The following is an 18,553-nucleotide window of genomic DNA, read 5'->3' on the forward strand; positions in this document are numbered from 1 at the left end:
GGGCTCAGGCCCCAGGAAGGCTGAAGGTGAAGGCGCTGCCCTTGCCGGGCTCGCTCTCCACGGCGATGGCCCCGCCGTGGGCCGCGAGCACCGCGCGCACCAGCGAGAGGCCCAGGCCCAGGCCCCGGCGCGAGCGGCTCTTGTCGCCCCGGTAGAGGCGCTCGAAGATGCGCGGCATGTCCTCGGGGGCGATGCCCACGCCCCGGTCCCTCACCGTGACGAGCACCAGCCCCTGCTCGCGCCGACCGTGCACGGTAACCCGCCCCCCCACGTCGGAATACTTGAGGGCGTTGTCCAGGAGGTTGGCCAGCACCTGGCGCACGCGCCCGGCGTCGGCCAGGGCGTGCAGGTCCCCCTCCAGGTCCAGGGCCAGCTCCACGGCGTTCTCCTGGGCCACGTCTTCGTAGAGCTCCGCGCACTCCTCCAGCAGCCCGGCCAGGTCCACGCGCGCGATGTCCAGGCGCATGGCCCCTGTCTCGGCTTCGGAGATGTCCATGAGCGTGGTGAGCGTGGCGCGGATGCGCTCGTTCTCCTCGGCGATGTCCATGAGGGCCTCGCGCAGTTCCTCCCGGGAGTGGTTGCCCTGGAGGGCGACCTCCACCACGGCCTTGGCCCGGGTGAGGGGGGTGCGCAGGTCGTGGGCCACGTTGTCCAGGGTGTCGCGCATGCCCTGGATGAGGGTGGAGATGCGCTCGAGCATGGAGTTGAAGAGGCTCGCCAGTTCGTCGAGCTCGTCGTCTGCGCCCCGGGTGGGCACGCGGGCGTCCATGCTGCCCCGGCCGATGGAGTTCACGGCGGCGATGAGGTCGCGCAGGGGGGCCAGGGTGCGCCGGGCCAGCACCACGCCCACGCCCAGACCCAGCACCACCACCGTGCCCGTGATGAACAGGAAGATCACCTGGAACTCGGAGAGCAGGTGCTCGCGCTGCCTGGCGTCGCTGCCCACGATCACCAGCGCGCCGCCGGACATGCGCCGGGCGCTGAACTCGTAGACCCCGCCCCCGGCCTTCTGCGAGCCCCACAGCCACCACTGGGCCCCGTCGCGGGCCTGGGCGTCCAGTTCTGCGCGCGGGGGCAGCTCCCAGCCGCTGGGGGCCACGGTGAAGAGTTCCGCGCCCGCCGGACCGAGGATGCGCACGAAGTAGTCGGGCTCCTCGTACTCCGCAGTGTCGCGCCGGATGAACTCGATGAGCGCGCCCAGGCCTTTTGTGCGCTCGATGTAGGCGTATTCGTTGAGCTTGTCCGAGAGGTTCTTCTGGTCCTGCGAGCGCACCACCTGCGTGAGCAGCACGTAGGCGATCACGAAGAGCACGAGGGAGCTGGCGATGTAGAGGAAGGCGTAGCTGGCCGTGAGGCGAAAGACGGTGCTACGCCTGATCCGGCCGGGGAGGCTTGAGAACATAGCCCACCCCCCTCAGGGTGGAGAGCATCTTGGGCTCGAAGCCCTTGTCGATCTTGTTGCGCAGGCGGCAGACCAGCACGTCCACAACGTTGGTCTGGGGGTCGAAGTTGTAGTTCCAGACGTGCTCCATGATCATGGTTTTGGAGAGCACCTTGCCGGGGTTGCGCATGAAGAACTCCAGCAGGGAGAACTCCCGGGGCTGGAGCGTGAGCGGGGCCTGATCGCGCGTGACCTCGCGGGTGAGCAGGTTCATGGCGATGGGGCCCACGCAGAGCTGCGTGGTTTCGGCCGTGCTGGTGGAGCGCCGGATAAGGGCCTGGAGCCTTGCCAGAAGCTCCGCGAAGGAGAAGGGCTTGGGCAGGTAGTCGTCGCCGCCGGCCTGGAGGCCGCGCACGCGGTCGTCCACGGTGTGTTTGGCCGAGAGGATGATTACGGGGGTGTTCACGCGGCTTGCGCGCATCTCTTCGATCAGGCGCAGGCCGTCGAGGCCCGGGAGCATGAGGTCCACCACTGCGGCGGAGTAGGATTCCGTGAGCGCCATGTGCAAGCCGTCACGGCCGTCGGGGCAGTGGTCCACCGCGAAGCCGTTCTGCTTGAGGCCCTGGGCGATGAAGGCGGCGATCTTGGCGTCGTCTTCCACGAGAAGGATGCGCATGCAACTGCAGATAGACCCCTCAGGTGGACGTGTCAACGGGGCCGGGGCGGAAGGCCTTTCAGTTCTGTAATGCAGTGGAAAGGCAACGGCAATCCTGGGGCGCGTAGCGATACGCCCACGCGTCGCAGGACGCCGCGCACTGCAATACCACTGTGGTGCGCCGCGTGATGCAGGGCGTCAACTGAACAACCCCAACCCAATGAGGATCATGCAATGAAGAAAGCCGTTCTCCTCGCCGTGGCCGCCTGCCTGGTGTTCGCCTCCGCCGCCTTCGCCTTTGAAGGCAAGACCTCCACCGACAAGCAGGGCTCCTACATCGAACAGATGGCCAAGAAGAAGTCCTCCAAGAAGAAGACCACTCCTCCGGCCAACTAAATCCGGCCAACGAGCTCCCACTCGTCATGCAGGGCCGGCAGCTCCCCTGGAGCCCGGCCCACACGCCCCTCTTGCCGCCTGCCGGAAGAGGGGCGTTTGCTTTGGGCCTGGGGCTGCCCGGCGCTCAGCCGTGGCGTTCGCGCAGGAGCCTCGCCGCGCGGGCGATGCTGGCGATCTTGGCCGAGGCGATCTCCTCCACGTTCACGCAGCGGTTGGCGAAGCAGCCGAAGCCGCAATCGGTGTTCAGGAAGAGCTGTCCGGGCCGGTAGAAGCGCAGGGCCTCCTCGGCGCGGGCAGCGATGGCCTCGGGCGTCTCCACCTCCACGGTGCGCGGGTTCACCACGCCCAGGCCCAGTTCCCGGGGCGCCCCGCCACCGGGGTTGGCGCCCGAGAGCGCCCGGCCGACCACCTCGATCTCCCCGGCGCGCGGGGTGGCGAATTCCAGCACGTACTGGTCCACGCGCATCTTTTCGAGCGCGGGCAAGAGCGGGCGGTAGTCTCCCGTGAGGAGCACCTCCTCGCGGGTGGACCAGTTGCCCCGGCAGATGTGCAGGCCGATGCGCGGCGCGCCGGGCCTGCCCTGCACGCCCTCGATCACCTCGTTGACGAGCTGTGCGGCGTAATCGAGTTCTTCACCCACGTCCCGGCGGGTGGCGAGCGTCGCTCACATGAACGTTCGGCGTCCGCACTCCCCGCTCATCACCGCCTCGGTGAGCACGGGTTCGTCGAACTGCACGAACTCGCAGCCCCGGGCGGTCAGTTCCTCCAGCTCCTCGCGCAGCAGGCGCACCACGTCGCGCCCCATCTCCTGTTGGCTGGCGTAGGCCTTCTTCGTGTAGGCGCTCACCCACATGGAGCGCGTGAGCAGGTAGGGTCCGGGCAGGGTGATCTTCACGGGGCGGTCCGTGAGGGTTCTCATGAAGTCCAGGTCGCCCGCGGCCAGGGGCTCTCGCCGGGTCAGGCGGCCGGTGCAGGTGGGGTTGCGGATGGCCGAGGCGGGCACGTCCAGGGTGGTGAGCATCTCCTCGAAGCCGGACTTGTCCTCCATTTCGTCGAGCATTTCGGCCAGGGACATCAGGCGCACGCCCTCGAGCTTCTCGGCCACGAAGCTGTAGAAGTTGTCGCGACGGTGCTCGCCGTCCACGAGCACGTCGAGCCCGGCCTCCTCCTGGATGCGCACGGTGCGGCGCACCTCCTCGTCCGCCGCGGCGTCGAAGGCCTTGCGGTCGATCTGGCCCAGGCGGCGGTCGCGCAGGGCGCGCAGCATCCGTTTGGAGCGGGGCCAGCTGCCCACCTGGGTGGTGGTGAAGGCCGTCATGACGCGGTGAAGGAGGTTTTGAGGTCCACGGCCCGGGCCAGGGTGGCGGCCAGGGGCGAGCGGGCCACGGCCATGCGCCAGAGCTCGCGGGCCTTGTCCTCGTCGTCCAGGGTGGAGGCGAAGCAGCGCGCCTCGATGGCTGCGAAGGAGGGGTCGCCCTCTTCCAGGCCCAGGTGGGCCAGCACGTTGTTCAGCGTGCCTTTCACGGTCACCTCCACGTCGTCCAGGGCCAGGCCCTCCCTGGAGCAGAGGGTGGCGTAGCCCGTGGCCAGGCAGGCGCCCAGCGCGCCGAGCAGGGCCTCCACGGCGCTGGGGTGGGCGTCGCGCTCCTCGAAGCTGGCGGGCTGGCCGAGTTTCCAGGAGAAGTTGCGGCAGTAAACCGTGCTGGTCTGGCCCTCGCCCCCGCGCACGCGCAGCCGCCACTGGTACTGCCTGGCGCGGCGCTTGTCCTCGTCCAGGGCCTGTCGCTCGGCCTGTTCGCCCGAGGCCCCGGGGGGCATGCCCCGGCGCATGAAGTAGCGCACGCCGGAGGGGCCGGGCAGGCTGCCCAGGAATTGATGCCCGGAAAGGCGGCACCAGGGGGGCAGGTCGTCGGCCACGGTCGGCTCGCGGCTGATCATCTCCAGCACCTGCCCCTGGGGCACGGCGAGCATGTGTTCGCGGATCATGAGCGCCAGGCCCGATCCGCAGTCCAGGTCGCCGCCGTCGAAGACCCTGGCGGGCTCGGGCGGGGTGAAGGCGTCGTCGCTGGTCATGGGCGTCCTTTGTGGAGACCGGGGCGCGGCGGGCCTGCCGCGCCCCGGGGTGGGGTCAATAGGCCACGCAGGGCGATCCGGCCGCGAGCCATTCCACGAGCACCGCGCCGCCCGCCGGGGTCGCGCCCTCGATGAGGTCGGCTTCGGAGAGGCCGCGCTTCTTCAGGCAGGGGGTGCACACGAAGATCTTCCCGCCCGCCTTGACGAACTTGCCGATGAGCTCTTTCAGGGGCGCGAAGGGCGCGCCCTCGTCGATCTTCTCGGCCTCGCCCTTCACGGCGCAGTAAACGCCGTCGGTGGAGAGGAAGACCATGGTGTCCTTTTCGCTGCCCAGGGCGGCGTTGGCCACCACGAAGCCGAGGGTGGCCTTATCGCCGTCGGTGCGGCAGTGGGTGATGGTGACGCAGAAGGTGTCAGCCATGAGGGTTCTCCTTGAGTGCCGGTTTGAGTTCGATGAGGTAGTAGGGATGGGCCGTTTCCAGCAGGGCGTTGCGGGTCATCCTGCACCAAGCCGGAAACTCCACGGGCGCGGCGGGGTCCTCGGAGACGAGGAGCAGGCGCGTGCCGGGGGGGAGGGGTTTGACGTAGGTGTGCAGGTTGATGATCACTCGGCCGCAGGTCTCCTCGCCGCCGTCGAATTCGTCGTCGAAGGACCAGTGTTCGGGATGCGGCGGACGCATGGAGCCTCGCTGTCGGCGGACCGGCCGTGCGGGGCCGCCGGCCGATCCGGCGGTTGAAGGGCAGGATTACAGGCCTGGCGGGAGGTTGGACAAATCGTTTGTCCCGATTGGAGGGACCGGGCCGCATTCGGCAAGGCGATGGCGCAGGGCGTCGGCGCGCTGGGGTGCGCTCCCGCGCGCCCCGGCAAGGCGTCGTGCGGGCAGAGGCGTCCGGGCGCGTTTCCCGGTGATTCGCGGGAGCGTCCGTGCCGCGTCGAAGGCGTGGCCCGCGAAGAAAAGCGCCCCCGTGCCGGGGCACGGGGGCGCGTCGCGTCAGGGTGTGGCCGGGCTTGCGCCGGGGCCTAGTCTTCCATGCGCCCGATCTCGCGCGTCTGGCTGGAGGGGCAGGAGTCGCAGATGTGGCAGTCTTCGCAGCCGCCCTTGTAGGGGTAGGCGGTGAGCACGGCGTAGGTGCGGTTCATGGAGCCCTTGTCGTCCCAGACCAGGCCCAGCTTCTTGAACTTCTTCTTGGCCTCGCGGCTGGGCGTGGGCATGGGCATGCACCCGCCGATCAGCTCGGGCATCACGCTCTGGGCCGCGCACATCACCAGGGTGATGGCCAGGTGGTGGAAGGCCAGGCCGTGGTGCTGGTTGTCCTCGAAGGCCTTCTGCACTTGCTGCTCGGTGGGTTCGTCCAGGTAGACCAGCAGGAAGCCGTCGTCGGCGTCCTTGGCCGAGGGTTCCATGCGGTAGGCCTTGATCTGCTTTTCCCAGGCGTTCCAGTAGTGCTCCAGGAGTTCGGCCAGGTCCTGCGTGATGCGCATGAGCCCGCTGATCTCCATGTAGTATTCCAGATCGAACTCGGGCTGGGTCTTGATGGTTTCCAGGGTCGCTTTTTCCTTGCCCACGGCCGTGCTCCTTGTGCGGTCGGTGTCGGTGAGGGGGTGTAGCCTGTTTGGCCCGCCCGGGCAACGCCCGGATGGCGCTCCGGGGTGGGGCGCCCCGGCCCCTCCGGCGCGCGCGAAACGCCCCGCGTCGCGCCCCTGGCCGCCTCGGGCGCGGCGACCCGGGCGCGGCGACCCGGACGGGGCTGGCTCAGCGCGCGGGCGGCAGGTCGGCCGAGAGCAGCAGCACACGCCGGTCCTTGCCCGCGAAGGAGGCCTGGAAGCGCTTCATGCCCGCCGGATCGGTCAGGTTGGTCTTCGTCACGCCGGACTTGGGCGTGGACTGGTAGAGCCAGCGTCCGCCCGTGGCGTCGGGAAGCACCACGCCCACGTGGTAGTGCTGGAGGGTGTAGCCCTTGCGCCGCCCGGTCTGGCTGAAGCTCACCAGGCAGGCCTGGCCGGGCTTCACCTGGGCGAGCGCCCTGCGCCAGGCGGCCTCGTCGGAGAGGGGGAAGCCCAGCGTTTCGCGCCCGGTGTCGGCGGGGGACACGGCGCGCGGTTCGGGCAGGAGCCAGCGGCGGGCCAGGCCCTCGGTGAGGTTGAGCGTCAGGTCGAAGCCGTAGTCCCAGTCCTGGCCCATGGAAGCTCCCGGGCCGGAGTCGCCCTGGCGGTCGCGCCCGGCCAGGGATGCCGGGGGGCCGGAGGGGGCCAGCAGGCGCATGAGCGCGAACTCCAGGCCCGAGCAGTTGAGCCCGGGGGAATCGAAGGTCTTTTCGGGGTGCTCGAAGGTGGTCCAGCGGCCCTTTTCGTCGAGCACGCCGTCCACGCGGTAGGGGAGGCCCAGGAGGCGGTCGGCCCGGGCCGTGAGGTCCGGGGCCTGGGCGCGAACGGGCGCGACGTTCGGGAGGCCCAGGGCCAACGCCAACGCCAGGACGAGGGCCGGGGCGCGGGACGCCCGGCGGAGCGGGTGGGTGCGTTTCATGCGGGGGGACATACCCCCGGCCGGGGAGGGATGCAACGGGCCACGGGGGCCGGGCGCGCGCCCGGCCCCCGGTCCCTCTACTTCTTGAGCGAGTTGACGATGGCCCTGTCCAGCCCGGGGTAGGATTCCAGGATCTCCCGGCGCTTGGCGTAGAGCGCGGCCTGGCGTTCCTCGAAGTCCTGCCTGGGGAAGAGCTTTTCGGGGTGGAAGACGATGGAGTCCACGCCGCGCACGGCGCGGGGCACCAGGTATCCGGTGGCCTCGTTGGCCTCCCAGTCTTCCAGGGAGCGGCGCAGCACGGCCTCCAGGATGTTCACGGTGTCCAGGAGGGTGATCTTGCGGTGGTGCTCGCCCTCGCCCACGCCGCCGGTGTTGAGCAGGTAGCAGTTGATGTGCGGGTTCCAGCGCAGGATGTCGTGGAAGAGGTGGGCGTGCTCCACGCGGTTTCCGGCCAGGAAGGGATCGTAGAAGAAGACGTTCTTGATGGCCCCGGCCTGGGAGGGGTCGCCCGCGGAGGACTCCATGGACTGGCCCAGCACCATGAGCGCTGTGGCCTGCCAGTGGGAGAGGCGGGCCACGGCGGGGATGGTGGGGCCGCGCGTGATGAGGAAGATGTTGTTGATCTCGGGGGCCACGATGGAGCGGTGGGCGTGCATGAAGTCGCGCCGCTCGATGACCGCGCGGCCGTTGGAGGTGCGCTGGATGTTGAAGAAGTCCAGCGCGCCCTCGGGCTCCACGTGGACGTTCTCCAGGTAGGTGTCGGGCTTGAGCGCGCCGTAGTAGGTCTCGATCTGCTCCGAGGGGGTGAGGCCGTCGGTCTTGGCGTAGATGCCGCCCTGCTCGAAGCCGTGGAAGGAGCCGTCGCGCTTGAGGATGCCGCCGTCGTCCTGGATCAGCCAGGATTCCTCCCCGATGTTGCGGGCCAGCACGCGGCAGGTGAGGGAGGTCTTGCCGTTGGCCGAAAGGGCCACGAAGAGCGAGGTCTGGGTTTCCATGCCGCCGTGGGCCATCTCCAGGCAGTCGCGCCGGCATCCCGCGTGGAGGAAGATGCCCTCCTTGGCCACCTTGGCGCGCCAGGACTCGCCCGCGAAGACGCCCTTTTTCCATTCGCCCAGGTAGCTGGAGTTGCGCACGATCTTGATCATGCGGCCGTCCTCGGAGTGGATGAGGCGGATGGTGATGTCCTTTTCGGCCAGGGGTTTCTCGGCGTTGTCCTTCCAGGCCTCGTCGTGAAAAAAGATCACCTGGTAGGTGGGGTCCGTCACGTCCTTCACAAGGGGGCCGAAGAGCTTGGCCCCGCCGTAGGCGATGTGGGCGAAGCGGCGCGGCACCATGAGCCGGGCCGTGACGGCCTGGTCGTCGTCCTGGCGCACGAGCACGTCGATGCAGATGAGCTGCTGCCCGGCCAGGGCCTTGCGGGCCTGGGCCAGGAGGGTGAACTCGGACTGGTTGAAGGGGGAGTCGATGTTGTTGCGGGTGTGGGGCTTGGCTCGTGAGGCGGGCTCGGTGCGGGCCACGACGTTGCCGTAGAGCGTCTCGACCACCTCGGGCTCCTCCAGGCTGATGCGCTTGAGCCGTTGCGTGCCGGGGTTCTGGATGAGCCGTTCGTCTTCCACGGCTTGCTGGTAGATGGCCTTGAGTGCGAGATCGAATTCGTTGAAAATCGACATGGGTCAGCCTCTCGGGAAAATGGGTGTGGCGGTACGGGGACTTGTACCCTATTTCACGAGGCCATGCCAAGGCAAAACGGTTGCCTTGGTTCCGCCGGTGATTTAGTCCGGTGAAAACGGCGAGTTGTATGCGGGAGGGACCATGCTTGTGGTCACGGGCGGAGCCGGGTTTCTCGGCAGCGCGGTCATCTGGAAGCTCAACGAGGCGGGGCGAAAGGACATCCTGGTGGTGGACGCCCTGGGCTCGGGTGAGAAGTGGCGCAACCTGGTGAACCGCTCCTTTGCTGATTTCCTGCACAAGGACGAGTTCCTGCGCCGTCTGCGCCAGGGGGGCGATCCTTTCGGCGTCACGGCCGTGGTGCACATGGGGGCCTGCTCGGCCACCACCGAGCGCGACGCGGACTTCCTCCACGAGAACAACACCCGCTACACCACGGAGCTCTGCCGCTTCTGCCTGGAGCACGGCGCGCGCTTCGTCACGGCCTCCAGCGCCGCCACCTACGGCGACGGCTCCCGGGGCTTCGACGACGGCCCCGAGGGCCTGGACCGCCTGCGGCCCCTGAACATGTACGGCTATTCCAAGCACCGCTTCGACCTGACCGCGCGCGACAACGGCTGGCTCAACTCCATCGCCAGCCTGAAGTTCTTCAACGTCTACGGCCCCAACGAATACCACAAGGGCGACATGCGCAGCGTGGCCTGCAAGTCCTTCGAGCAGATCCGGGACACCGGCGGCGTTCGGCTCTTCCGTTCCCACCGGCCCGACTACGCCGACGGCGGTCAGCTGCGCGATTTCGTCTCCGTGAAGGACTGCGCCGAGGTGGTGGCCTGGCTCCTGGAGCACCCCGAGGCCAACGGCGTGTTCAACGTGGGCACGGGCGCGGCGCGCAGCTTCACGGACCTAGCCCTGGCCGTGTTCGAGGCCATGGGCGCGCCCCCGCGCATCGAGTACGTGGACATCCCAGAGCAGATCCGCGACCGCTACCAGTACTACACCCAGGCCCCCGTGGACCGGCTCCGCGCGGCGGGCTACCGCGGGCCCTTCGCCTCCCTGGAAGAGGGCGTGCGGGACTACGTGCGAAACCACTTGCTGGCGGAAGACCCCTACCTGTAGAGACCGGCAGGCTTTCCGGCGCGTTCGGACGCCGGGTTGCGGGGCCTCCGATCCGGGGTCCGCCATGCCTTGGCGTCCGTTCGTGCCGCGTTGGCGGCCAACGGACGCGCCGCGCCGATGGGGTCGTGCGGGCCTACTTCCCCCGCTTGAAAAGCTTCTCCAGGTCCTTCGCGTCCCAGTGCACGGCCACGGGGCGGCCGTGGGGGCAGTGGTCGCGGTCCTTGGCGGCGCTCCAGGCCTCCACCAGGGCCAGGGCCTCGTGCTCGGCCAGGGCGTCCCCGGCCTTCACCGCCGCCTTGCAGCTCATCACGGCCCAGAGGTCGTCCATGGTGCGCGCCTTGCCCGAGAGCACGTCGCGCAAGAACTCCTTGGCCTGGCCCGCGCTCAAGAGCGGCGGCACGCCGCGCACGCCCACCACGCCGGGGCGGTCGGCGCGCATCTGGAAGCCCAGGGCCGTCAGGTCCTTCCACAGAGACTCCAGGCGGCGGGTCTCGGAGGGGTGCAGGCTCATCTCGAAGCCCACGGCCAGCGGGCGCGACTCTCCCCGGCTCTGGGCGGCCCTGAGCTGCGAGAAGAGCACCCGCTCGTGGGCCGCGTGCTGGTCCAGGAGCGTGAGCCCTTTGCGCCCCAGACGCAGCACCAGGTAGGTGTCGGCCACCTGGCCCAGGTATTCCACGCCCTTGGCCGTGCGCCCTGGCTGACGGGCGGCCTTGCCGTGGGCCTGGGACGAGGCCCCGGCCTCGGGCTTCGCGGGCGATGCTTCCTGGCCGCGCGATCCCCAGGGCAGCCAGGAGGAGAGGCCGGAGCGTCCCTCGGGAGACGGGCGTCCCGCCTCGCCGGTCCCGGCGGAGGGGTGGTCCCGGCCGCCGTCCCGGTCGTAGTCCGGGCCGTAGTCCGGGCCGTAGTCCCGGCCGCCGTCCGGGGCTGCGTGGCGCGCTGAGCCGCCGCGGGCGTCCGGTCGGGAGAAACCGCCGGGGGAGGTTTGGCGTCCCGCGTGGTAGTCCGCGCCGAGTTCGCGCACGCCCAGTGGCTCGCGCATCCCCTGCCCCGAGAGGGCCGGGGGCTCGCGGTGGCGTTCCACGCTCCCGGCGGCGGGGCCGCCCTGGGGCCGCCAGGGCGCTTCGCTCCGGGAGCCTTCCAGCGGTCCGGGGGACGCGTCGCGTCCCGCGCGGACCGGCGGCTCCTGCTCCTCTTCCGGCACGTCGCGTCCGGCCTCGCGGGCCACCTCGTGGAGGTAGTCGCGGTAGGTGGCGTGTTTGGCCTCGGGGGCGATGGAGGGGGCGTTATGGTCCAGCACGGCGGTCATGCGCGCCGAGGGCGCGCCCAGGTCCAGGGCGCGGGCCACGGCCTGGCGCACCAGGGTGAAGGCCAGGCCCTCGTCGCGGAAGCGCACCTCGGTCTTGGCCGGGTGCACGTTCACGTCCACCTCGCCGGGCCCGGCCTCCAGGAAGAGCGCCAGGGCCGGGTATTCGCGGGAGAGCATCCGGCCCTTGTAGGCCTCGCGCGCGGCGCGCAGGAGCACGCGGTCCTGCACGGGGCGGGAGTTCACGTAGAAGAGCATGCGGTCCGTGCGGGCCTGACCGGCATGGGGCAGGGCGGCGAAGCCCGTCACGCGCATGCCGTGCATCTCGCCCTCCACGGGGAGCAGGGCCTGGGCCAGGGCCGGGGGCCAGACCACGGCCAGGCGCGCGGCCAGGTCCTGCCCGGCCACGAAGCGCAGCGCGGAGCGCTGGTCCACCGAATACTTGAAGCCCACGTCCAGGCGCGCCAGGGCCACGCGCTCCAGCACCTCCTGGCAGCGCCTGGTCTCCGTGGCCACGGATTTGAGGAACTTGAGCCGGGCGGGCACGTTGCCGAAGAGTTCGCGCACCTCGATGCGCGTGCCCTGGGTGAGCGCGGCCGGGCCTTCCTCCACGATCTCGCCGAAGGCCACGTCCAGGAACACGGCGTCCGGGCTGTCCTGGCTCTTGGAGGCCACGCGAAGGCGCGAAACCGAGGCGATGGAGGGCAGGGCCTCGCCCCGGAAGCCGTACGTTGCGATGGCGTCCAGGTCCTCCAGGGCCGCGAGCTTGCTGGTGGCGTGCCGGGTGAGCGCCAGGCGCAGCTCGCCCGCGTCCATGCCCCGGCCGTCGTCCTGCACGAGGATGAGCCCAGCGCCGCCGCCCTCCAGGGCCACATGCACGCGCGCGGCCCCGGCGTCCAGGCTGTTCTCCACCAGTTCCTTGACGACGCTCGAAGGCCGCTCTACCACTTCCCCCGCGGCGATCTGGTTCTGAAGGTGCGGGGGCAGGACACGGATGCTGCGATACGATACCATCCCCGGCCTCTACCCCAAGGCGAAGCCACCGGCAATGGAGCGCACATGGCCATTCCCTGGAACAAAGTGACGGCCGTCATCGACCTGGCCGATATCGTCCACAATTACAAACTCTTGAACGCCAGGTCCGGCAACGCCGTGCCGGTGGTCAAGGCCGACGCCTACGGCCACGGGCTCGCCCAGGTGGCCCAGGTGCTGGCCCAGGAGGGCGCGGAGACCTTCGCCGTGGGCACGGTGGAGGAGGCCCAGGCCCTGCGCGCCTCGGGCCACGCCCGCAACGTCCTGGCCCTTCTGGGCCCCGTGGACCAGGCCGACGTGCGCCTGGCGCGCGAGGCGCGCATCGTGCCCTTCCTGCACTGCTTCGAGCAGCTGGACCTGCTGGCCGCCCAGCCCGGCGCACCCCTGGAGGTGGCCCTCAAGTTCGACACCGGCATGCGCCGCCTGGGCTTCACCCTGGAGGACGTTCCGGCCCTGGCCCAGCGCCTGGAGGCCCTGCCGGGGGTGAAGGCGGCCTACGTCTGCTCCCACCTTGCAACGGCCGACGAGCCCGCCGCGCACGACTACGCCCGCGAGCAGGGCCGCGAGTTCGCGGCCGTGCGCGAGGCGTTGGCCGCCCGGGGCATCCGGCCCAGGGCCAGCATCGCCAACTCGGCGGGCATCCTGGCCCACCCGGAGTTGCACCTGGATTTCCAGCGGGCGGGCGTCGCCCTCTACGGCACGAACCCCTTTCAAGGCACGCCCCTGGCCCACCTGGGCGAGGGCCTGCGCACGGCCATGCAGGTGCGCACGAAGATCCTCTCCGTGCACGCCCTCAAGGCCGGGCAGACCATCAGCTACGGGCGCACCTACACGGCGGAAAGAGACATGACCGTGGCCATCGCGGCGGCGGGCTACGCCGACGCCTACTCCCGGGGCCTCTCGGGCCGTGCGGGCATGTGCGTGAACGGACGGCGCGCTCCGGTGCTGGGGCGCGTGTGCATGCAGATGACCGCCGTGGACGTGAGCGGCATCGAGGGCGTGGCCCCGGGCGGCGACGCCTGGCTGCTGGGCGGCGAGGGCAAGGGCCGCGTGAGCGCCGAGGAGCTGGCGGGCTGGTGGGGCAGCATCACCTACGAGGTGTTCTGCATGCTGGGGCTCAACCGGCGCGAGTACGCCTAGCTCTCCCGGGCGCGCCTCTTCTCGAAGGTGACGCAGCGGATGCCCTCGCCCGCGAAGCCCGGGCCGTAGCAGGCGTTGTCGGACACGCACTGGGCGGGGCGCAGGTCGCCCCCGCGCCAGCGCTTCACCAGATCGGGCTCGCAGATGAGCGGGCGGCACAGGCTCACGCCGTCGGCCGCGCCTGAGGCCACCAGGCCCTGGGCCACCTCGAAGCTGCGGATGCCCCCCACCAGGAAGAGGGGAATCTTCAGCCCGCGCTCCTTGGCGTGCTTCGCCGCGCGGCGGTGGTAGGCCTCCTCCTCCTGCGTGCGGATGTGCCCCTTGCGCGCGGGCATGAAGGCCTCCCCGGCCTGGCGGCAGCCGCCGGAGAGCTCCACGGCGTCCACGCCCGCCTCCTCGAAGCGCAGCGCGGCCCGCACCATGTCCTCGGGTTCGGGGCCGCCCTCCACGAAATCCCCGGCGTTGAGCTTCACCAGCAGGGGGAAGTCCGGCCCAAGGGCCTTGCGCACCGCGCGCGCCACCTCCAGGGGGAAGCGCGCCCTCTTGGCGGGGGAGCCGCCGTAGGCGTCGTCGCGGCGGTTCCAGACCGGGGAGAGGAACTGCGAGAGCAGGTAGCCGTGGGCCGCGTGGAGCTGCACGGCGTCGAACCCGGCCTTGCGGGCGCGCAGGGCGGCCTGGACGAAGGCCCTGGTCAGGCGCTCCATGCCCTCGCGGTCCAGGGCGCGGACTGGCAGCGTTCCGGGGCGCTCCACGTCCGAGGGGCCAACGGCCTCCAGGCCGGAGAGGGCGGAGTTGCCCTGGTCGCCCGCGTGGGCGATCTGCAGGGCGCAGAGCCCCCCGGCCTCGTGCACGGCCTGGGCCAGGGAGGCGAGGCCCGGCAGGAGGGCGTCGTCGTTCGCGCCCAGCTGGCGCAGGCCCGCTCGGCCCTCCGGGGTGACAAAGGCGTGCCCGCTGATCACCAGCCCCACCTGCCCCCGCGCCAGTTCGGCCATGCGTTCGGCCAGTTCGGGTGTGGCCGATCCGTCGGGAGCGGCCAGGCCCTCCCAGGTGGCGGAGCGCAGGAAACGGTTGGGCAGGGTCAGGGAACCGGCCTGGATGGGGTCGAACACGTCGGGCATGGGGCCTCCGGGTACGGTCTGATTCCGATGCGTGGCCCAAGGCGCTACCACAGCGTGGCGCGCATGGAAAGCATGCGCGCGAAATTGACACGCCTCGGGGCACGAACTACCCCTTGCCCATGAACAGCGAACCAAACGCCGACGCGGCCCCCCTGCTGGCCGGGGTGGAGACTGGAGGAACCAAGATCGTCTGCGCCGTGGCCCGGGGCGGCTACGCCCCCCTGCCGCCCGGCGACCGCTTCGAGACCCTCACCGGGGACGATCCCCGCGCGGCCGTGGCCCGCGCCGCCGCGTGGCTGCACGGTCGGGAGGCCGCCCACGGAGCGGCCGTGGCGGGGCTGGGGGTGGTCTCCTTCGGCCCCGTGCGCCTGGACCCGCGCGCCCCGGACTTCGGCCATGTGCTGGCCACGCCCAAGCCGGGTTGGTCCGGGTTCGACCTGCTGGGGAGCCTGCGGGCGCACTTTCCCGGCGTCCCCACGGGCTTCGAGACCGACGTGGGCGGCGCGGCCCTGGGCGAGGGGGCCTGGGGCGCGGCCCGGGGCCTGGAGGATTTCGTCTACGTGACCATGGGCACGGGCATCGGCGGCGGGGCCGTGTGCGGCGGACGCGTGGCGCGCGGGCTCACGCACCCGGAGATGGGGCACGTGCGCCTGCCGCGCCTGCCGGGGGACGACTTTCCCGGGGTGTGCCCTTTCCACGGCGACTGCTGGGAGGGCCTGTGCAGCGGACCGGCCATCCGGGCGCGCACGGGCCTGGACGCGGCGGACCTCCCGGCGGACCACCCCGCATGGGGGCTCGCGGCCGCCTACACGGGGACGGCTCTGGCGGGGATTGCTCTCACGCTCTCGCCCGCGCGCATCGTGCTGGGCGGCGGGGTGAGCCTGGGGGGGCGTCTGGGGCGCGAGGGGTTCTTCGCGGCGGTGGGGCGCGAACTGCTGGCGGCTCTGGGGGGCTATGTGAACTCGCCCTTGCTCACGCCGCAGGGGGTCGGGGACTATCTCGTGCCCCCGGGGCTGGGGGGCGACGCGGGGGTGGCCGGGGCCTTGCGGCTGGCCAGGGAGGCCCTGGAAGGGTGAATCAGTCGGAGCCGCAGCACTGCACCACGCGCTTGACGCGGCACTCGGCCACGGGCGCGTCCACGCTGGCCGAGAGGCACCCGGGCTGACTCTCGTAGGTGATGCGCGCCGAGCCCATGTGTCCCTCCCAGGCCCGGGAGGTGACCACCACGTCCCTGTCGAACACCTGACAGTAGAACTCGGTGTTCTTGGCCGCGAAGAAGGCGTTGAACACGTAGACCTCGTCGCGTTTGCCCACGAAGCGGAAATCGTCCACGGACTTGCAGGTGAGCACCGCCAGCACCTCGCGCAGCAGGCAGCGCATGACGGCCTCGTTGTCCACCGAGGAGGCCGGGAGGGCGCTGGTGAGGAGCGTGGCGGCCAGGGCCAGCAGGATGAAGGTCTTCTTGATCATGCTTCATTATATGCACGTTCCGTGCCGTTTGAGCGGTCCTCCGGTCGCAAGACGGCCCGGACGTCACGGCGGGCAGCGACGCGAAAAAGGCCCGCGTGCACGGAGCGTGCGCGCGGGCCTTTCGGCGTCGTTTCTAGGGCCGGGCTAGTCCAGTTCGTACTGGGCCATCCAGTCCTCGTCGTCGGGCAGGGGGGGCTGGTCGGGCTTGGCGAAGAGGAAGTCGCCCAGCACCAGGTAGTCCATCTCGGTGCGCATGAAGCAGCGGTAGGCGTCGGCCGGGGTGCACACGATGGGCTCGCCGCGCACGTTGAAGCTGGTGTTCACCACCACGGCGCAGCCCTGGGTCTGGCGGAAGGCGTCGATGAGCCGCCAGTAGCGCTCGTTCACGTCGCGGCTCACGCTCTGGATGCGCGCGGAGTAGTCCACGTGGGTGATGGCGGGCAGGTCGGAGCGCAGCACGTAGAGGCGCTCCCACATGCCCATGTCGTCGTAGCCCTCGGGCAGGGGGTTCTGCCGCTCGGGGCGCACGGGGGCCACCAGGAGCATGTAGGGCGAGGGGCGGTCGATGTCGAAGTAGTCCCCGATGGCCTCCTCCTGCACGGAGGGGGCGAAGGGGCGGAACCCCTCGCGGTATTTGATCTTCAGGTTGAGCTTCTTCTGCATCTCCGGGTTGCGCGGGTCGCCCAGGATGGAGCGGTTGCCCAGGGCGCGCGGGCCGTACTCCATGCGCCCCTGGAACCAGCCCACCACGTTGCCCTGGGCCAGCAGGCCCGAGACCTCGCGGGCCAGCGCGTCGAAGTCGTCGAAATGCTTGTAGGGGGCGTGGCGGCGCGCGGCCAGGCGCTTCACGTCGGCGGCCGAGAACTCGGGACCCAGGTAGGCCCCCCGCATGGCGTCGCGCTTGTGGGGGGTGCGCTCGTGGCCCTTCCAGATGTGGTGGGCGGAGAGGGCCGCGCCCAGCGCGCCGCCCGCGTCGCCCGCCGCGGGCTGGATCCACACGCCCTCGAACACGCCCTCGCGGATGAGCTTGCCGTTGGCCACGCAGTTGAGCGAGACGCCCCCGGCCATGGTCAGGTTCTTCGCGCCCGTCAGCTCCCTGGCGGTGCGCGCCAGGCGCATGACCACGTCTTCGGTGACCTGCTGGATGGCCAGGGCCATGTCCATGTAGTCCTGGGTCAGTTCGGTCTCGGAGGCGCGCTTGGGCAGCCCGAAGAGGCGCTCCCAGGCGTCTTCGCGGCACATGCGCAGGCCCGTGGCGTAGCCGAAGTAGTCCATGTTCAGGAGCATGGAGCCGTCGGGGCGCAGGTCGATGAGCTGGTCGAGGATCTTGGCCTTGAAGTCGGCCACGCGCCGCGCGCCGGGGTTGCCATAGGGGGCCAGGCCCATGAGCTTGTACTCGCCGGAGTTCACCTTGAAGCCGCAATAGTAGGTGAAGGCCGAGTAGAGCAGGCCCAGGGAGTGGGGGAAGTCCAGCTCGCGCAGGAAGGTGATGTCCTTGCCCTTGCCGTGGCCGATGGCCGTGGTGGCCCATTCGCCCACGCCGTCGATGGTCAGGATGGCGGCCTCCTCGAAGGGCGAGGGGTAGAAGGCGCTGGCCGCGTGGGAAAGGTGGTGTTCGGGGAAGAGCACCTGGGGCTTGCCGGGGCCGAGCTTGGCGAACTCGTCCTTGAGCATCTTGCCCATGAAGAGCTTTTCCTTGATCCACACCGGCATGGCCGAGAGGAAGCTCGTCAGGCCCGAGGGCGCGAAGCCGTGGTAGGTCTCCAGCAGGCGCTCGAATTTGAGGAAGGGCTTGTCGTAGAAGGCGACGGCCGTGAGTTCCTTGAAGGCCAGGCCCGCCTCGGCCAGGCAGTAGGAGGCGGCGTTGGCGGGGAACGAGGCGTCGTGCTTGCGCCGGGTGAAGCGCTCCTCGTGGGCCGCGGCGACGATTTCGCCGTCGATGACGAGCGCCGCAGCCGAGTCGTGATAGTAGGCGGAGATGCCGAGAATGGCTTCGGACATGGGGGGTTCCTGGAACCGCCGCCGGGACGGCCCGGCGGCGGAAACGTTTGCGGCGCCCGGGGGCGGCCTAGAACAGCGTGTAGATGAACGGCGCGATGGCCGAGCCGCTGGTCAGCACGATGAGCACGCCGAAGAGCAGCAGGACCAGGATGATGGGCAGAAGCCAAAACTTCTTGCGGACTTTGAGAAAGCCCCAGAGATCGCCGAGAAAGCTCATGGTGGTGTACCTGGATTTAGTAGGGTGTTTCGATGTCGGCGGCGGTGAAGGTGTGGCCGCGCTCGCGGAAGACGCTCTCGGGGCCGCTCTTGAACCGGCGGACCTGCATGGAGTCCTTGCCCATGGCCCTGCGCAGGAGCCCCATGGGCGTGAGCACGGTGAAGAACACCACGGAAAGGAGCAGCTTGGACATCACCGTGCCCAGGGCGTGGGCCAGGCCCAACCAGAGCTTGGCCGGAACCTTGAACGCCGAAGGCCAGGTCATGTCCAGCACGAGCAGCAGGATGCCGACGCCCAGCCACGTGCGGTTGGCGGTGAACCATGCGGCAAGCAGGCACACCAGAACCAGGGCCATGCCCGTGTCGCGAGCCTGGGCCCGGGTGGCCGAGAGCCAAAAAGAACCTTTTTTCGATTGGTTAGACATGCTTTCCTCGTCAAGTTCCGCCGCACTCTGCCAG

At 70.2% G+C, this 18,553-nt stretch carries 19 protein-coding genes; 4 read left to right on the forward strand and 15 right to left on the reverse strand.

The window, feature by feature from the left end; all coding sequences use genetic code 11:
• Positions 1–4: 4 nt before the first annotated feature.
• Both NNJEOMEG_RS05945 and NNJEOMEG_RS05950 read right to left on the reverse strand, forming a co-directional pair.
• Positions 5–1,402: a sensor histidine kinase gene (locus NNJEOMEG_RS05945; protein WP_173082311.1), complete on the reverse strand. Its 1,398-nt coding sequence runs from the start codon at positions 1,400–1,402 to the stop codon at positions 5–7.
• Positions 1,368–2,057 carry a response regulator transcription factor gene (locus NNJEOMEG_RS05950; protein ID WP_173082313.1) on the reverse strand — a complete coding sequence of 230 codons (690 nt, stop codon included), beginning with the start codon at positions 2,055–2,057 and terminating at the stop codon, positions 1,368–1,370. Before NNJEOMEG_RS05950 ends, NNJEOMEG_RS05945 begins: the two co-directional genes overlap by 35 nt.
• A gap of 213 nt (positions 2,058–2,270) precedes the next feature.
• Between NNJEOMEG_RS05950 and NNJEOMEG_RS05955 the strand changes: the two genes are divergently transcribed.
• Positions 2,271–2,432, forward strand: coding sequence for a hypothetical protein (locus NNJEOMEG_RS05955; RefSeq protein ID WP_173082315.1), 162 nt, complete (start codon positions 2,271–2,273; stop codon positions 2,430–2,432).
• 124 nt (positions 2,433–2,556) lie between these two features.
• Here NNJEOMEG_RS05955 and NNJEOMEG_RS20520 read toward each other — a convergent pair whose 3' ends face one another.
• The 7 genes from NNJEOMEG_RS20520 to NNJEOMEG_RS05990 all read right to left on the reverse strand — a co-directional run bounded on the left by NNJEOMEG_RS20520 (position 2,557) and on the right by NNJEOMEG_RS05990 (position 8,700).
• Positions 2,557–3,750 carry a cobalamin-independent methionine synthase II family protein gene (locus tag NNJEOMEG_RS20520; protein ID WP_268885678.1) on the reverse strand — a complete coding sequence of 398 codons (1,194 nt, stop codon included), beginning with the start codon at positions 3,748–3,750 and terminating at the stop codon, positions 2,557–2,559.
• On the reverse strand, positions 3,747–4,505 hold the full coding sequence (locus NNJEOMEG_RS20915) for a sulfurtransferase TusA family protein (protein ID WP_173082317.1): 759 nt from the start codon (positions 4,503–4,505) through the stop codon (positions 3,747–3,749). Before NNJEOMEG_RS20915 ends, NNJEOMEG_RS20520 begins: the two co-directional genes overlap by 4 nt.
• Positions 4,506–4,560: 55 nt before the next feature.
• Positions 4,561–4,926, reverse strand: coding sequence for a DsrE family protein (locus NNJEOMEG_RS05970; RefSeq protein WP_173082319.1), 366 nt, complete (start codon positions 4,924–4,926; stop codon positions 4,561–4,563).
• Positions 4,919–5,185, reverse strand: coding sequence for a sulfurtransferase TusA family protein (locus tag NNJEOMEG_RS05975; protein WP_173082321.1), 267 nt, complete (start codon positions 5,183–5,185; stop codon positions 4,919–4,921). Before NNJEOMEG_RS05975 ends, NNJEOMEG_RS05970 begins: the two co-directional genes overlap by 8 nt.
• Positions 5,186–5,526: 341 nt before the next feature.
• Complete coding sequence (locus tag NNJEOMEG_RS05980) at positions 5,527–6,072, reverse strand: hypothetical protein (RefSeq protein ID WP_173082323.1); 546 nt, start codon at positions 6,070–6,072, stop codon at positions 5,527–5,529.
• Positions 6,073–6,259: 187 nt separating this feature from the next.
• Positions 6,260–7,030, reverse strand: a complete 771-nt coding sequence (locus NNJEOMEG_RS05985; RefSeq protein WP_173082325.1) for a hypothetical protein — start codon at positions 7,028–7,030, stop codon at positions 6,260–6,262.
• 77 nt (positions 7,031–7,107) lie between these two features.
• Complete coding sequence (locus NNJEOMEG_RS05990; protein ID WP_173082327.1) at positions 7,108–8,700, reverse strand: phosphoenolpyruvate carboxykinase; 1,593 nt, start codon at positions 8,698–8,700, stop codon at positions 7,108–7,110.
• Positions 8,701–8,842: 142 nt separating this feature from the next.
• Between NNJEOMEG_RS05990 and rfaD the strand changes: the two genes are divergently transcribed.
• Positions 8,843–9,814, forward strand: coding sequence for an ADP-glyceromanno-heptose 6-epimerase (gene rfaD / locus NNJEOMEG_RS05995; protein WP_173082329.1), 972 nt, complete (start codon positions 8,843–8,845; stop codon positions 9,812–9,814).
• A 133-nt stretch (positions 9,815–9,947) separates the two neighbouring features.
• On the opposite strand, the gene mutL is transcribed toward rfaD, so the two are convergent.
• Positions 9,948–12,131, reverse strand: coding sequence for a DNA mismatch repair endonuclease MutL (gene mutL / locus NNJEOMEG_RS06000; RefSeq protein ID WP_173082331.1), 2,184 nt, complete (start codon positions 12,129–12,131; stop codon positions 9,948–9,950).
• 45 nt (positions 12,132–12,176) lie between these two features.
• On the opposite strand from mutL, the gene alr reads away from it, so the two are divergent.
• Complete coding sequence (alr, locus tag NNJEOMEG_RS06005; RefSeq protein ID WP_173082333.1) at positions 12,177–13,289, forward strand: alanine racemase; 1,113 nt, start codon at positions 12,177–12,179, stop codon at positions 13,287–13,289.
• On the opposite strand, the gene NNJEOMEG_RS06010 is transcribed toward alr, so the two are convergent.
• On the reverse strand, positions 13,286–14,407 hold the full coding sequence (locus NNJEOMEG_RS06010) for an NADH:flavin oxidoreductase (RefSeq protein WP_173082335.1): 1,122 nt from the start codon (positions 14,405–14,407) through the stop codon (positions 13,286–13,288). The two genes, alr and NNJEOMEG_RS06010, sit on opposite strands and share 4 nt — an antisense overlap.
• A 119-nt stretch (positions 14,408–14,526) precedes the next feature.
• Between NNJEOMEG_RS06010 and NNJEOMEG_RS06015 the strand changes: the two genes are divergently transcribed.
• On the forward strand, positions 14,527–15,483 hold the full coding sequence (locus NNJEOMEG_RS06015; RefSeq protein WP_173082337.1) for an ROK family protein: 957 nt from the start codon (positions 14,527–14,529) through the stop codon (positions 15,481–15,483).
• Between the two features lies 1 nt (position 15,484).
• Here the strand turns inward: NNJEOMEG_RS06015 and NNJEOMEG_RS06020 are convergent, their stop codons facing one another.
• The 4 genes from NNJEOMEG_RS06020 to NNJEOMEG_RS06035 all read right to left on the reverse strand — a co-directional run bounded on the left by NNJEOMEG_RS06020 (position 15,485) and on the right by NNJEOMEG_RS06035 (position 18,519).
• Positions 15,485–15,877, reverse strand: a complete 393-nt coding sequence (locus NNJEOMEG_RS06020; RefSeq protein WP_173082339.1) for a hypothetical protein — start codon at positions 15,875–15,877, stop codon at positions 15,485–15,487.
• A gap of 144 nt (positions 15,878–16,021) precedes the next feature.
• Positions 16,022–17,878, reverse strand: coding sequence for a carbamoyltransferase family protein (locus tag NNJEOMEG_RS06025; protein ID WP_173082341.1), 1,857 nt, complete (start codon positions 17,876–17,878; stop codon positions 16,022–16,024).
• Between the two features lie 67 nt (positions 17,879–17,945).
• On the reverse strand, positions 17,946–18,095 hold the full coding sequence (locus tag NNJEOMEG_RS06030) for a DUF5989 family protein (protein WP_173082343.1): 150 nt from the start codon (positions 18,093–18,095) through the stop codon (positions 17,946–17,948).
• A 16-nt stretch (positions 18,096–18,111) separates the two neighbouring features.
• Positions 18,112–18,519 (reverse strand): SxtJ family membrane protein, encoded by a 408-nt coding sequence (locus tag NNJEOMEG_RS06035; RefSeq protein WP_173082345.1) that lies wholly within the window; start codon positions 18,517–18,519, stop codon positions 18,112–18,114.
• Positions 18,520–18,553 lie beyond the last annotated feature (34 nt).

The sequence above is a fragment of the Fundidesulfovibrio magnetotacticus genome, from assembly GCF_013019105.1.
GTDB lineage: Bacteria > Desulfobacterota > Desulfovibrionia > Desulfovibrionales > Desulfovibrionaceae > Fundidesulfovibrio > Fundidesulfovibrio magnetotacticus.

What these genes read in the sequence shown, in the direction of transcription:
- mutL (WP_173082331.1), bottom strand. Translation starts at nt 12,131, where the DNA reads ATGGTATCGTATCGCAGCATCCGTGTCCTGCCCCCGCACCTTCAGAAC.
- NNJEOMEG_RS05975 (WP_173082321.1), bottom strand. Translation starts at nt 5,185, where the DNA reads ATGCGTCCGCCGCATCCCGAACACTGGTCCTTCGACGACGAATTCGAC.
- NNJEOMEG_RS05945 (WP_173082311.1), bottom strand. Translation starts at nt 1,402, where the DNA reads ATGTTCTCAAGCCTCCCCGGCCGGATCAGGCGTAGCACCGTCTTTCGC.
- NNJEOMEG_RS06010 (WP_173082335.1), bottom strand. Translation starts at nt 14,407, where the DNA reads ATGCCCGACGTGTTCGACCCCATCCAGGCCGGTTCCCTGACCCTGCCC.
- NNJEOMEG_RS06035 (WP_173082345.1), bottom strand. Translation starts at nt 18,519, where the DNA reads ATGTCTAACCAATCGAAAAAAGGTTCTTTTTGGCTCTCGGCCACCCGG.
- NNJEOMEG_RS20915 (WP_173082317.1), bottom strand. Translation starts at nt 4,505, where the DNA reads ATGACCAGCGACGACGCCTTCACCCCGCCCGAGCCCGCCAGGGTCTTC.
- NNJEOMEG_RS05990 (WP_173082327.1), bottom strand. Translation starts at nt 8,700, where the DNA reads ATGTCGATTTTCAACGAATTCGATCTCGCACTCAAGGCCATCTACCAG.
- NNJEOMEG_RS05970 (WP_173082319.1), bottom strand. Translation starts at nt 4,926, where the DNA reads ATGGCTGACACCTTCTGCGTCACCATCACCCACTGCCGCACCGACGGC.
- alr (WP_173082333.1), top strand. Translation starts at nt 12,177, where the DNA reads ATGGCCATTCCCTGGAACAAAGTGACGGCCGTCATCGACCTGGCCGAT.
- NNJEOMEG_RS05985 (WP_173082325.1), bottom strand. Translation starts at nt 7,030, where the DNA reads ATGAAACGCACCCACCCGCTCCGCCGGGCGTCCCGCGCCCCGGCCCTC.
- NNJEOMEG_RS05955 (WP_173082315.1), top strand. Translation starts at nt 2,271, where the DNA reads ATGAAGAAAGCCGTTCTCCTCGCCGTGGCCGCCTGCCTGGTGTTCGCC.
- NNJEOMEG_RS06030 (WP_173082343.1), bottom strand. Translation starts at nt 18,095, where the DNA reads ATGAGCTTTCTCGGCGATCTCTGGGGCTTTCTCAAAGTCCGCAAGAAG.
- NNJEOMEG_RS06020 (WP_173082339.1), bottom strand. Translation starts at nt 15,877, where the DNA reads ATGATCAAGAAGACCTTCATCCTGCTGGCCCTGGCCGCCACGCTCCTC.
- rfaD (WP_173082329.1), top strand. Translation starts at nt 8,843, where the DNA reads ATGCTTGTGGTCACGGGCGGAGCCGGGTTTCTCGGCAGCGCGGTCATC.
- NNJEOMEG_RS05950 (WP_173082313.1), bottom strand. Translation starts at nt 2,057, where the DNA reads ATGCGCATCCTTCTCGTGGAAGACGACGCCAAGATCGCCGCCTTCATC.
- NNJEOMEG_RS06015 (WP_173082337.1), top strand. Translation starts at nt 14,527, where the DNA reads ATGAACAGCGAACCAAACGCCGACGCGGCCCCCCTGCTGGCCGGGGTG.
- NNJEOMEG_RS06025 (WP_173082341.1), bottom strand. Translation starts at nt 17,878, where the DNA reads ATGTCCGAAGCCATTCTCGGCATCTCCGCCTACTATCACGACTCGGCT.